This window comes from Candidatus Mycolicibacterium alkanivorans (assembly GCF_022760805.1).
Taxonomy (GTDB): Bacteria; Actinomycetota; Actinomycetes; order Mycobacteriales; family Mycobacteriaceae; genus Mycobacterium; species Mycobacterium alkanivorans.
Map to the genome: position 1 here is coordinate 279327 of NZ_JAIVFL010000001.1, position 12179 is coordinate 291505.

At 67.0% G+C, this 12179-nt stretch carries 13 protein-coding genes and 1 pseudogene; 6 read left to right on the forward strand and 8 right to left on the reverse strand.

The features are described from left to right. Nucleotides 1–35: 35 nt before the first annotated feature. Nucleotides 36–668 (reverse strand): PaaI family thioesterase, encoded by a 633-nt coding sequence (locus K9U37_RS01505; RefSeq protein ID WP_243070217.1) that lies wholly within the window; start codon nucleotides 666–668, stop codon nucleotides 36–38. Beyond that, complete coding sequence (locus tag K9U37_RS01510; RefSeq protein ID WP_243070218.1) at nucleotides 665–1963, reverse strand: adenylosuccinate synthase; 1299 nt, start codon at nucleotides 1961–1963, stop codon at nucleotides 665–667. Before K9U37_RS01510 ends, K9U37_RS01505 begins: the two co-directional genes overlap by 4 nt. A 69-nt stretch (nucleotides 1964–2032) precedes the next feature. Between K9U37_RS01510 and K9U37_RS01515 the strand changes: the two genes are divergently transcribed. Beyond that, nucleotides 2033–2641 (forward strand): peptidase M50, encoded by a 609-nt coding sequence (locus tag K9U37_RS01515; protein WP_243070219.1) that lies wholly within the window; start codon nucleotides 2033–2035, stop codon nucleotides 2639–2641. A gap of 32 nt (nucleotides 2642–2673) precedes the next feature. Further along, nucleotides 2674–3453 carry a site-2 protease family protein gene (locus K9U37_RS01520; RefSeq protein ID WP_243070220.1) on the forward strand — a complete coding sequence of 260 codons (780 nt, stop codon included), beginning with the start codon at nucleotides 2674–2676 and terminating at the stop codon, nucleotides 3451–3453. Nucleotides 3454–3595: 142 nt separating this feature from the next. Here K9U37_RS01520 and K9U37_RS01525 read toward each other — a convergent pair whose 3' ends face one another. Both K9U37_RS01525 and K9U37_RS20115 read right to left on the reverse strand, forming a co-directional pair. Further along, nucleotides 3596–3904: a hypothetical protein gene (locus K9U37_RS01525; protein ID WP_243073484.1), complete on the reverse strand. Its 309-nt coding sequence runs from the start codon at nucleotides 3902–3904 to the stop codon at nucleotides 3596–3598. Nucleotides 3905–3917: 13 nt separating this feature from the next. Then, a pseudogene (locus tag K9U37_RS20115) lies at nucleotides 3918–4075 on the reverse strand (TetR/AcrR family transcriptional regulator); the annotation flags it as partial. A 107-nt stretch (nucleotides 4076–4182) separates the two neighbouring features. On the opposite strand from K9U37_RS20115, the gene K9U37_RS01535 reads away from it, so the two are divergent. After that, on the forward strand, nucleotides 4183–5079 hold the full coding sequence (locus K9U37_RS01535) for a cation diffusion facilitator family transporter (protein ID WP_243070221.1): 897 nt from the start codon (nucleotides 4183–4185) through the stop codon (nucleotides 5077–5079). Between the two features lies 1 nt (nucleotide 5080). On the opposite strand, the gene K9U37_RS01540 is transcribed toward K9U37_RS01535, so the two are convergent. Continuing rightward, nucleotides 5081–5497: a DUF3151 domain-containing protein gene (locus K9U37_RS01540; RefSeq protein WP_243070222.1), complete on the reverse strand. Its 417-nt coding sequence runs from the start codon at nucleotides 5495–5497 to the stop codon at nucleotides 5081–5083. A 92-nt stretch (nucleotides 5498–5589) separates the two neighbouring features. Here K9U37_RS01540 and K9U37_RS01545 point away from each other — a divergent pair, with 92 nt between their 5' ends. Continuing rightward, entirely contained in the window at nucleotides 5590–6303 is a 714-nt protein-coding gene (locus K9U37_RS01545) for an Rv0361 family membrane protein (RefSeq protein WP_243070223.1), read from the forward strand. A 54-nt stretch (nucleotides 6304–6357) separates the two neighbouring features. On the opposite strand, the gene fbaA is transcribed toward K9U37_RS01545, so the two are convergent. Further along, on the reverse strand, nucleotides 6358–7395 hold the full coding sequence (gene fbaA, locus K9U37_RS01550; RefSeq protein ID WP_243070224.1) for a class II fructose-bisphosphate aldolase: 1038 nt from the start codon (nucleotides 7393–7395) through the stop codon (nucleotides 6358–6360). Between the two features lie 105 nt (nucleotides 7396–7500). On the opposite strand from fbaA, the gene K9U37_RS01555 reads away from it, so the two are divergent. Both K9U37_RS01555 and K9U37_RS01560 read left to right on the forward strand, forming a co-directional pair. Further along, nucleotides 7501–8160 carry a VTT domain-containing protein gene (locus K9U37_RS01555; RefSeq protein WP_243070225.1) on the forward strand — a complete coding sequence of 220 codons (660 nt, stop codon included), beginning with the start codon at nucleotides 7501–7503 and terminating at the stop codon, nucleotides 8158–8160. Nucleotides 8161–8370: 210 nt separating this feature from the next. Beyond that, the gene (locus K9U37_RS01560; protein ID WP_243070226.1) at nucleotides 8371–9675 is read left to right on the forward strand and encodes an IS701 family transposase; all 1305 of its coding nucleotides are present in this window, start codon (nucleotides 8371–8373) and stop codon (nucleotides 9673–9675) included. 10 nt (nucleotides 9676–9685) lie between these two features. On the opposite strand, the gene K9U37_RS01565 is transcribed toward K9U37_RS01560, so the two are convergent. Both K9U37_RS01565 and K9U37_RS01570 read right to left on the reverse strand, forming a co-directional pair. Next, nucleotides 9686–10846: an ISL3 family transposase gene (locus K9U37_RS01565; RefSeq protein ID WP_243070227.1), complete on the reverse strand. Its 1161-nt coding sequence runs from the start codon at nucleotides 10844–10846 to the stop codon at nucleotides 9686–9688. Nucleotides 10847–10911: 65 nt separating this feature from the next. Then, nucleotides 10912–11637 (reverse strand): group II intron reverse transcriptase/maturase, encoded by a 726-nt coding sequence (locus tag K9U37_RS01570; RefSeq protein WP_372489355.1) that lies wholly within the window; start codon nucleotides 11635–11637, stop codon nucleotides 10912–10914. Nucleotides 11638–12179: the final 542 nt, after the last annotated feature.

Here is a 12179-nt window from a genome sequence, read left to right on the forward strand (position 1 = left end):
ATCGGTGTTCAACCACGCCGCCATGCTGACAGATGTCAGGGCTGTCCGGGCAGCAGACGCACCATCAGGCCGTGCGCTTCGGCCAGCAGCTTCCCGTCCGGATCGGTCATCTCGGCTTTGACGAACGCCTTGCGGCCCTCGGCCCGGTCCAGCCAGCCCCGTACGGTCAACGGCACGTTGATCGGGGTGACATTGCGGTAGTCGACATGCAGAAAGGCGGTCCGGCTGATCGGGCGGCCGGTGGCGTGGATGACCATGCCGAACATCGAATCGAACATCAACGGCAACACACCGCCGTGGACTGCGGAGTTGCCACCGACGTGGAAGCGGCTGAACTGCACCGTGAACTCGACGCCGTCGGCCTGGAACTTGGTCATCCGATAGGGCGCCATCAACAGGCTGCCGGCACCGGGCAGGTTCGGCACCCGGTTGGCCGGCCCCACTCCCTCAGCCGCCTCGAACGGGCCGAGCAGCGCGGCGAGTTCTTCGGCGCGGTCGGCGGCAGTCTCCCAGGTGTCACGGTCGGGGTCGGCCGACACCGCAAAGTCCTGCACACGGCGCATTGCTGCGATGAATCGGCCGAATCCCGGACCGGGATCGGCAGGCTCGAACTCGGGGAACCCGCCGTGGCGGTCGTATTCCGGGTCCAGCTGGCTGGGATCCGTCATCCCCGCGGCGCCAGGACGTCACGTCGCACGATGGTCTGATCCCGGCCCGGCCCGACACCGATGCACGAAACATGCGCTCCGGCAAGCTCTTCCAGCCGCAGCACGTAGTCACGGGCCTTGGCCGGCAGGTCGTCGAACTCGCGGGCTCCGGAGATGTCCTCCCACCAGCCGGGCAGCTCCTCGTAGATCGGCTCGGCGCGGGCGATGTCGCTCTGGGTCATCGGCATCTCGCTGGTGCGCTTGCCGTCGACGGTGTAGCCGACGCAGACCGGGACGGTCTGCAGGCTGGAGAGCACGTCCAGCTTGGTCAGGAAGTAGTCGGTGATCCCGTTGACCCGGGTGGCGTAGCGGGCGATCACGGCATCGAACCAGCCGCACCGCCTGGCCCGGCCGGTGGTGACGCCGACCTCACCGCCAGTCTTGGACAGGTAGGCGCCGTTCTCGTCGAACAGCTCGGTGGGGAATGGTCCGGACCCGACGCGGGTGGTGTAGGCCTTGAGGATCCCCAGCACCGTGGTGATCCGGGTGGGCCCGATCCCGGAGCCCACAGCAGCGCCGCCCGCGGTGGGGTTCGAGGACGTCACGTACGGATACGTGCCGTGGTCGACGTCGAGCAGCGTGCCCTGCGACCCTTCCAGCAGTACCGTCTCGCCGTCCTCCAGGGCGTTGTTGAGCAGCAGCCGGGTGTCGGCGATACGGTGCTTGAATACTTCGGCCTGGGCCAGCAGCGTCTCGACGACCTCGTCGGGGTCCAGCGCCTTGCGGTTGTAGACCTTGACCAGGATCTGGTTCTTGAGCTCCAGGGCGGCTTCGATCTTCTGAACCAGCTGTTCGGGGTGCAAAACGTCGGCGACCCGGATGCCCATCCGGGCGATCTTGTCCTGGTAGCAGGGGCCGATGCCGCGTCCTGTGGTGCCGATCTTCTTGCTGCCCATGTAGCGCTCGGTGACCTTGTCGATGGCCACGTGATACGGCATGAGCAGGTGGGCGTCGGCGGAAATCAGCAGTCGCGAGGTGTCGATGCCGCGGTCGTCGAGCCCGGAGAGCTCGGTGAGCAGCACCCCCGGGTCGACCACCACGCCGTTGCCGATCACGTTGGTGACGCCGGGCGTCAAGACGCCCGACGGGATGAGGTGCAGGGCGAAGTTCTCGCCCGTCGGCAGGACCACGGTGTGGCCGGCGTTGTTGCCGCCCTGGTAGCGGACCACCCACTGCACACGCCCACCGAGCAGGTCGGTGGCTTTACCTTTGCCCTCGTCGCCCCACTGGGCGCCGATGAGGACGATTGCCGGCATGGCGTTTCTCCTGCTTAGTGTGATCCAGCCGGGGACCCACCCTATCGGAGCATGCAGCGAGGAGTGTCGTTGACCAACAACCAGCTCGCTGTGCTGCGATTCGGCGACCGCCGGGTGACGCGCTCGCTAGCCCCCCTGCCGTGCCACGACATCGCTGCCGGAACCGACGTCGATGCCGCCCTCGAGGGCGTTCGCCGGGTGGTGGTCGTGGGCGACGACGTCGATTTGGCCACGGTTCTGACCCGGCTCATGCGCATCGAACGGCTCGACGTGGAGGTGGCCCACGTGCCGGGACTGCTCGGTTCGCGGCGCGCCAAACATGCTGTCGCGCAACGCGTTCCGCTGATCCGGGACGAGACGGGCGCGGTTCTGGTCGGGGCGGCGTTGTGGCTGCCGCCCGACGGGGCGAGCGTCGTGCACGGGGAGGCCGTCGTCGACGACGAGGTGCTGTTCGACGGTGACGCACCGGGCGTGCGGATCGAACCGACGTCGACGATGCCCGGCCTTCGGGCTTCCGTGCTGTCTGGGGGGATGGGGCCGCGCCGGTGGTCGGGCGGTCGCGCCGTTCAGTTGGGCACCACCGGCGCGCGGGTGGTGCGCGAAGGGGTTCCTGTGACGCGTGAGGTGAAACGGTCGGCGTTCTACCGGCACGTGACGGGCTGGCTGCAGGTCCGGTGACCAGGCGGGTAGGGCTCCGGTAGCGTCGTGGCGTGAGTGTCCGCCCGCCGCACCAGTCGGTGCGCCCGAGCCCGATCTTCCTGGTCATCGTCGCGATCACGGCCCTGGGCGGGGTGCTGGCATGGCTGTCGGCGGCGACCGTGGGGCCACTGGCCTACGTCGGGGTCTTCATCTACGTGATCGCCGGCTGGCTGGTGTCGCTGTGCCTGCACGAGTTCGGGCATGCCTATACCGCGTGGCGGTTCGGCGACCAGGACGTCGCGGTTCGCGGGTATCTCACGCTCAACCCGTTCAAGTACTCCAGCCCGCTGCTGTCGATCGGCCTGCCGCTGCTGTTCATCGCGCTCGGCGGCATCGGCCTGCCGGGCGGGGCGGTCTACGTGCGCACGGGCTTCATGACACCGCGCCAGCGCACCCTCGTCAGCCTCGCCGGCCCGCTGGCCAACCTGGTGCTCGGTGGGCTGCTACTCGCGCTGACCCGGGCGTTCTATGACCCCGGGCATGGGGTGTTCTGGTCGGCCGTGGCCTTCCTGGGCTTCCTGCAGATCACCGCGCTGCTGCTCAACATCCTGCCGATTCCCGGACTGGACGGTTACGGCGCGCTGGAACCGCACCTGAGCCCCGAGACGCAGCGCGCCGTGGCGCCGGCCAAGCAGTTCGGCTTCCTGATTCTGCTGGTCCTGCTGCTGGCGCCGGCCCCGAACCGCTGGTTCTTCTCGGTGGTCTTCCGGTTCTTCGACCTGTCGGGCGTGCCAGGCGGACTCGCCTCGATCGGGAGTCAGCTGACCAGATTCTGGTCGGCCTGGATGTGACCGGGGACAGAGCCGAGCTGCAGCGGCCCCCTCTACCGCTGCCGTCCCGGATCGGTCCCCGATACCCGGGTAGGCATCAACAAACATAACGGTATGTATGTGATCTGTGAAGTGGCATTGGCCCCTATTTACGGAGACGTTATTAACGTTGCCCGTTTAGCCACGCGACCAGGTCAGGGTGCGCCATCCGGCGCAGAGCGGTCGCGGCGGTCTCCCACCGACGCCGTGCCCGCCCTCTGTCGCTCTCGACGAAGGCCGGGATCAGGATGCCGCGCAGAGTGTCCGTCGCGGTGCAGACGAACTCCAGCATCGCGTCGTGCAGGTGGTGCGGCACCGGCTCGAGCACCGCCGCGATCACAGCGCTCGCCGCGATCGGGGCGCCCCAGATCAGGTCGAAGATGGCCCCGAGCGGGTCGGCGGCCTTCGCGTAGCCGCCCCTGAATCCGGCCACCACCGTGGCAACCGTGCACCCGGGCGCCTCGCGTCAGCCCGGCCATCTCCGCGATCCGTGGCGTGGTGGTGCCGGCGTAGCCGTACTTCGTCAAACGGTGGCATCGAACAGCCGCGCACGGGCGGACGCGCTGCGTTCCTCCTGGGTGCGCCGAGGCCGCGAGCCTGACACCGCCACGGCTCGAGTCCTACTGACAGTCCGTTTGAAGCAACGTTACATTCCGAATGGTGCGCCCGGCGCTCTTGCTACATATGCATATTTATGCATATATTGCAGGCATGGGTGCTGGACACGACCACAGCCACGGTGGTGACACGCGGGTGAGCCGGATGGTCATCGCCGCGGCGATTCTGACCGTCTTCTTCGCCGTCGAACTGACCACCGCGCTGCTCATCGGGTCGATCGCACTTCTGGCCGACGCCGGGCACATGCTCACCGACCTGGTGGCCATGTTCATGGGGCTGTCCGCGGTCCTGCTGACCCGGCACGGTCCGCCCTCGGCGGCACGTACCTACGGCTGGCACCGCGCCGAGGTCTTCACGGCCGTCGCCAACGCCGTGCTGCTGATCGGCGTCGCGGTGTTCATCCTCTACGAGGCGATCGACCGCCTCGGCCATGCCCCGGAGGTCCCCGGAGTGCCGATGATCGTGGTCGCCATTGCGGGTCTGATCGCGAATGCCGCCGTGGCGCTGCTGCTGCGGTCGCAATCCGAGCACAGCCTGGCCGTCAAAGGCGCCTACATGGAGGTCGTCGCCGACACTGTGGGCAGCATCGGCGTGCTGATCGCCGGCATCGTCACGGTGACCACGCACTGGCCCTACGCCGACGTCGTCGTCGCAGTGTTCGTCGCGCTATGGGTGCTCCCGCGGGCCATTGCACTGGCCCGCGCTGCCCTGCGGATCCTGTCGGAGTCCTCACCCCGGCACATCGACGTCGAAGAACTGCGTGCTGCGCTGGCCGCCATCGACGGTGTCACCGAGATCCACGACCTGCATGTGTGGACCCTGGTGCCGGGCAAGGACATGGTGACCGCCCACCTGACCAGTGACGGGAATTCCGATCGGGTGCTCGACGACGCCCGGGCGATCCTGTCCGCGCGCGGGCTCGATCACGCCACCGTCCAGGTCGAACCGCCCGGCCGCGCCGACGACTGCCTCGGTCAGACGGACTGGTAGTTCAGGCCAGACCCAGTTCGGCGCGCGCCGAGGGGTCGCAGTCGTCGAGCAGGTCGAGACACCGGGCGAACTCGTCGGTCTCGCCAATGGTGTCGGCCGCCCGGGCCAACGCCGCCACGCAGCGCAGGAAGCCGCGGTTGGGCTCGTGGCTGTACGGGACGGGGCCGAACCCCTTCCACCCGTTGCGCCTCAGCTGGTCCAGACCACGGTGATAGCCAGTGCGGGCGTAGGCATAGGCGGTGATCGCCTTGTCGTCGGCAAGCGCGTCCTCGGCCAGATGTGCCCACGCCACCGAGGCCGAGGGATGGGCGGCCGCCACGATCGCCGGCTTCTCACCAGCCTCGAGTTCGGCCTCGGCCTCGATGTCACCGGGCAGCAGGACGGGCTGCGGTCCGAGTAGATCCCCAAAGGACGTCATGTGCCCCATTGTGCCGTGCCGCCGCGGGCCGCAGGCGCGACCCAAGCGATAGGGTCAATAGCACCAGCACTCGAGGAGGACCGCAGCCCGCCATGTCGAACCCTTCCGGGACCGACCACGACGACGCAGCCCAACCAGGCGTACCCGAAGTCGACTCCCCGACCGAGGTCAACCCGGTCGCCGAGCCGGCACCCGAACGGCGTTACACCGCACCGGGATTCGACGCAGGATCCACCCAGATCATCGACCGCACCCCTGATCCGGAAACCGAGATCATCTCGACTCCCACGGAGGTGTTCCCGGTCGCCGGCCACCCCGTGCGCTCCACCACCCCGCAGGAGATCCCACCGCGGGTGCCGCTGACCCGCCGGCGCAGCTGGGGTCTGGTCATCGCGGTGATAGTCGCCATCGCCGTGCTGGCCGCGGTGGCGATCCTGGCCGTCATCCTGTTGACCCGCGACAGCTCACCCAAGGCCTCGCAGGAGGAGCTGGTACGCACGACGATCCACAGCTTCGACTCCGCCGTGCAGAGCGGCGACCTGGCAACCCTACGCACCATCACCTGCGGGCCGACCCGCGGCAGCTACGTCAACTTCGACGAAGGCAGCTGGGCCGATACGCATCGGCGGGTCGCCGTGGCGCGGCAGTACCCCGTGGTGGCCAGCATCGACGAGGTGGTGGTCAACGGCGAGCACGCCGAGGCCAACGTCACCTCGTTCATGGCCTTCGATCCGGCGACGCGGTCGACCCGCAGTTTCGACCTTCAGTTCCGCGACAACCAGTGGAAGATCTGCCAGTCGTCATAGCGATTTCGGCGCGCTTTTCGTCGCTGGGCGACGATTAGCGCGCCGAAATCGCTGTTAACCGGCCGAGACGCTTCGGCCCGCGCTGTGCAGGTCGTTGCACGCCTCGACCACCCGCTCGGACATGCTGGCCTCGGCCTTCTTGAGGTAGCTGCGCGGGTCGTAGGTCTTCTTGTCGCCCACCTCGCCGTCGATCTTCAGCACACCGTCGTAGTTGGTGAACATGTGCCCGGCGATGGGCCGGGTGAACGCGTACTGGGTATCGGTGTCGACGTTCATCTTCACCACGCCGTACTTCAATGAGTCCTCGATCTCGGACTTCAACGACCCAGAGCCGCCGTGAAAGACGAAGTCGAACGGCTTGGAGCCGGCCGGCCGACCCAGCTTGGCCGAGGCCACCCGCTGGCCCTCGGCCAGTATCTCCGGCTTGAGCACCACGTTGCCCGGCTTGTACACGCCGTGGACATTGCCGAACGTTGCGGCCAGCAGGTACTTGCCGTGCTCACCGATGCCGAGCGCCTCGATGGTCGCCTCGAAATCCTCCGAGCTGGTGTAGAGCTTCTCGTTGATCTCGGCCTCGACGCCGTCCTCTTCACCGCCGACCACACCGATCTCGACCTCGAGGATGATCTTGGCGGCCGCCGCCTGCTTCAGCAGTTCCTGGGCGATCGAGAGGTTCTCGCCGATCGGCACCGCCGAGCCGTCCCACATGTGCGACTGGAACAGCGGGTTGGTGCCCTGGGCCACCCGCTTGGCGGAGATGGCCAGCAGCGGACGCACGTAGGTGTCGAGCTTGTCCTTGGGGCAGTGGTCGGTGTGCAGCGCGACGGTGATCGGGTACCGCTCGGCGATCACATGGGCGAACTCGGCCAGCGCGACCGCGCCGGTCACCATGTCCTTCACCCCCAGGCCCGAGCCGAACTCGGCCCCGCCGGTGGAGAACTGAATGATGCCGTCACTGCCGGCGTCGGCGAAGCCCTTGATCGCGGCGTTGATGCTCTCCGAGCCCACGCAGTTGATCGCCGGAAAGGCGAAGGAGTGCTCTTTGGCACGGGCCAGCATCTCCGCGTAGACCTCGGGGGTGGCTATGGGCATGGCTCTTCCTCTCCGCTGATCCGGCTGTCTGGAGAAGTATCGCAAAGAGCGACGCTCCGGGCGCTGCGACCTCGGAGACAAGCAGGCCCGGTAGGGTCGGGCCTCATGACCACCACCGTGATGGCGCTGCCGAGCATCATGGACCCGATGTACTGGCTCGGCGCGGGCGGGCTGTTCGCCTCCGCGGTGCTGCCGGGCATTCTCGTCATCGTCTTCATCGAGACCGGCCTGCTGTTCCCGCTGTTGCCGGGCGACTCGCTGCTGTTCACCGGCGGATTGCTGGCGGCGGCTCCGCAGCCGCCGGTCAACATCTGGGTGCTGGTGGCCTGCGTCTCAGTTGTCGCCGTTCTCGGCGACCAGTGCGCCTACTTCATCGGCCGGCGGATCGGCCCGGCATTGTTCGACAAAGAGGACTCCCGCTTCTTCAAGAAGCACTATGTCACAGAATCGCACGCCTTCTTCGAAACGCACGGTCCGAAGACCATCATCCTGGCCCGCTTCGTTCCGATCGTGCGGACCTTCACCCCTGTCCTTGCCGGGGTGTCCACCATGCGCTACCCGCTGTTTCTCGGCTTCGACATCATCGGCGGCGTGGCCTGGGGGGCGGGCGTGACACTGCTCGGCTACTTCCTAGGCAATGTGCCGTTCGTCAAGAACAACCTCGAGTTGATGATCCTTATGATCGTCTTCCTGTCCGTCCTCCCCGGGCTCATCACCGTCGCCCGCAACCTCATCGCGCGGCGCCGGCCGGCCAAGGACCAGTAGGCCGCGTCCAGCTTGGTTCCAGGAATCAAACCCATTACCTTTCGGATTTTGCGCGGAAGGACACGGCTTGAGTTTCGCAGTTTGACGCCTGTGACACCTGTGATTTCTGGGGCTGTTGTGGCGTTGTCCGGCGTGTCGCCGTGATCCGGTGGCAAGCATGACGAAGCATCGGCGGTTGTGAAAAGTCAACCCCGAGATGGAGTTCCGCCGATGCTTCCGGGCCTGACCCTACCCGCATCGTGGCGTTCGCTGCTGGACCTGTTTCGGCCCGCGTTTCGCCGCGGATCGACGTTCGCGTTGTTCACGCTGCTGGCTACTGGGCTGGCGGCGCGGACCACCCGGCGCACGGTGGTGGGGATGCTCGCCGGAGCGGGCATGGCCGCGGCGGTGTCGTTCCACTCGGCGTGCCGGTTCTTCTCCCACCACGCCTGGGACGTCGACCCGATCGGGCTGGTGCTGGCCCGGCTGATCGTGGATCGGCTGCTGCCCGATGGGGCACCGATCACGGTGGTCGTCGACGACACCCTATTCCGCCGCTGGGGGCCCAAGGTGCACGCCGCGTACTGGACCCACGACGGCTCCGCCCAGGACCCCAACGCGCTGGGCCGCGGCAACCGGTGGGTGATCGTCGGCATCGTCGTCACGCTGCGGTTCTGTACCCGCCCGGTGTGCCTGCCGGTGTTGTTGCGGTTGTGGCGGGGCAAGGGCACCGCCTCCCCGGTGGCGCTGGCAGGGCAGATGATTTCACTTCTGGCCCAAGCATTTCCGAACCGCCGCTTGCACGCCGTCGGGGACGCCGCCTACCACGGCAAGGCCCTGCTGGTCGAGCACACCACGATCACCACCCGGCTGCCGGTCAACGCCGCGCTCTACGCGCCCGCCCCGCCGCACACCGGCCGACGCGGCCGACCCCGGCTCAAGGGAAACCGGCTCGGCCACCCCGCCGACCTCGCCGCACACGCCGACTGGCGACCGGTCACCCTGACCCGCTACGGCCACACCAACACCGTCGAGATCGCCCTGTGCGACACGATCTGGTACGGCGCGTTCGGCAACACCGCAGGCCGCACCGTCCTGGTCCGCGACCCCGCCGCCGACAGGGTCCTGGCGATCTTCACCACCGACACCGACAGCGACGCGCAGACCATCGTGGAACGCTACACCCACCGCTGGCCGATAGAGACCGCCATCGCCGCCGGCAAACAACTACTCGGCATCGGCCAAGCCCGCAACCGACAGCGACGCGCGGTGGAACGCACCGTGCCACTTGGCTTCTGCGTCTACAGCCTGGTCATCGTCTGGTACGCGCTGCACGGATACCACCGAGACGACCTCGCCGCACGCCGCGAGGTCCAGCCCTGGTACCCCCACAAAGACGAGCCCGCCTTCGAAGACATGCTCGCCAAACTCCGCAAAACCCTGGTCGCATCCCGAATTACGGGCGTTGCCGCAGCTCAGCCCGATCCACACAGATACCGCGACTACGAACTGGCCTGCGCGGCAGCCGCCGCGTAACTGCGGAAACTCAAGAGCCATAGGAACGGCGGATGAGGAGCCGGACCTTGGTGTTGAGGCCTTCATGGCGGCCGTTGGACAGTCCGCGGTCGATAGCGGCGTCGATGCCGGCGCGGTGTTTGCGGATGGTGCGCGCGGCTTTGACGAACTCGGGGATGCGGCTGCGCTGGGCGCGTGCGCACCAGCGGTCGAGGAGCTCGCCGACGGTGTCCGCATCCAGGTCGCCGGCGAAGACTTCGCGCAGCGCTTCTTTGAGTTGGTAGGCGCGCCAAAGCATTCCACCGCTGCGTTTCATTTCCCGTAGGGTTTGGGCCTGCATGTCGGTGAGGTCGGCGGGGTTTTTCAGCAGCGCCCAGCGCGCCCCTTTGAAGGTTTTGGCGATCTGCTGGTCGGGCAGCGCACAGGCGGCCTGCCAGACCTGGCGGCGCACCGCCTCAAGCGCATCGGTGACGACTTTGACAACGTGGAAGGGATCAAAGCAGATGACCGCCGCTGGTGCCCGCTCGCGCACGGCTTTGGCGTAGGCCGGTCCCATGTCCATCGACACCGCCTCCAGGGATGCGCCGCCGTCGGGCAGCTCGTCGAAGAATGCGCCCAAGGTGTCGGTGTCCTTACCGGGTTTGCCCCACACGATGGTGCCGCTGTCGTGGTCGGAGACCAGCGTCAAATACCGGTGGTGTTTGCGCCAGGAGATCTCATCGACGCCGATGTCGACCAGCCCGCACAGCCGGTCGGGGTCTAACACGTCGGCGGCGACCCGCTCGCAGATCGCGCCCACGGTGCGCCAGGCGATGCGGGCGAAGGTGCTCACGGTGGTCTTGTCGGTCTTGGTGACCAGCCACGCCACCAGATCCTCGAAGTCGCGGGTGTGGCGGGAATCAGGACGCGCGAACGGCACCGCTTCGGCCAACACACCATGCTCGCAGCAGCGCAGCCGTCTGCGGCGCAACACGATCCGGCATACCCGCCCACCCATGTCCAGATGTCGCCACGATGAGTCCACCTCACGGGTGTCATAGCGGTGCCGGGTGGTAAACGAACACTGCGGGCAGCACAGCCGCCGCCGGCGCAGGCTGACTGTGACCTGCAGCTCACCGTCCACCACGGCAGCCTTGCCGACCCGCACACCGGGCAGATGGAACAGGGAATTGAGTAGGGTTGATGCGCGCACGGACGGCTCCTGGATCGATTGGGGTCAGAGCCTTCGAACCTAGATCACCGTCCGTGCGCCCCCACTCACCATCGCTGCCCCATACCACACGCTCGGTGATCCACATCGACGTCAGGAGAGCCAAAAGTTGCCCATTGCGTTGGGGGCGAGTTCGAACCGCCCTGCGGTGCACCTCCCACGCTCTCCGACCATTTCCCGTCCGCGATGACTCCCGCGTTCAACCATTTCCGGATGAGCCGCAGGACCCGTTGATCCGCGATCCGGTGCTCAAGAAACCTCTCCAGCCAACTGTGATCAAGCTGGTTGAAGAAATCGCGGACATCCGCGTCGAGCACCCAGTTCACTCTCCTGCGTTCGATCCCGACCGCGAGCGCGTCCAACGCGTGATGCGGGCCGCGTCCCGGCCGGAACCCGTCGGAGAACCCCGTGAAGTCCACCTCGTAGACAGCGTTCAATACCTCGACGACGGCCCGCTGGACGATCTTGTCCTCCAGCGAGGCAATACCGAGCGGTCGCTGCCGTCCGTCCGCCTTCGGGATGTACACCTTCCGTGACGGTTTCGCGTGGTAACGCCCACTGTGCAGCCGTGCGTGCAAGTCATCGAGGTTGGCCCCCAACTCATGCCGATAGGCCTCCCACGTCACCCCGTCCACTCCCGGCGCGGCCTTCGGACGAAGCGCCCAGAACGCCACCCGCAGGCGATCGACGGTGACATGGTGCAGCAGCGCCGTGAACCGCGCGTCCTTATCCTGTCGTGCTACCTGACGCACACGGTCCAGCGCACTTGGCACGCCTGGTCCGGCTCTTTGTCCGGGACGTGTTTCGCTGGCCGTGTTCCCCCTTGGTCATGCCCTTTCCTCCATCACCTCCGCAGCCACAGACGCGGCCTTGTTCAGCGACTTCGCAGGTACTACGGGCATGTCCGACTTCCCACGCTCTTCCCACGCTCGTGCATCTCGGGCGTGCCGCCTCAGCGTTCCCCGAGCGGCCCGCCCCGCGATCAACGACGGCGGCAAGACATGGGATCTCCCGGTTCTCCCGCATGAAGATTCCGTACATGCACAGGTTCTCTGACCGCGCGGGGTCCGTCGACGACTCGCGATAACGCCGCCGACGATATTGCCTTCCGCCCAGTTCGACGGCGTCGGCACCCCGGCCTCTCTTATTTCGCGGCGCAATAGCCCAGCCTGCACGTACCCCTGTCCAACGCTTCGCTGCGCCCTCACGGAACGCCAACGCATGGCTCGGGGCCACCGTGGATCGCTACTCCTTCGATGTAAAGCTCTCACATCTCCTTCTTCATGCCGGTTTATCCCAGCGCTTTCCGAACTTA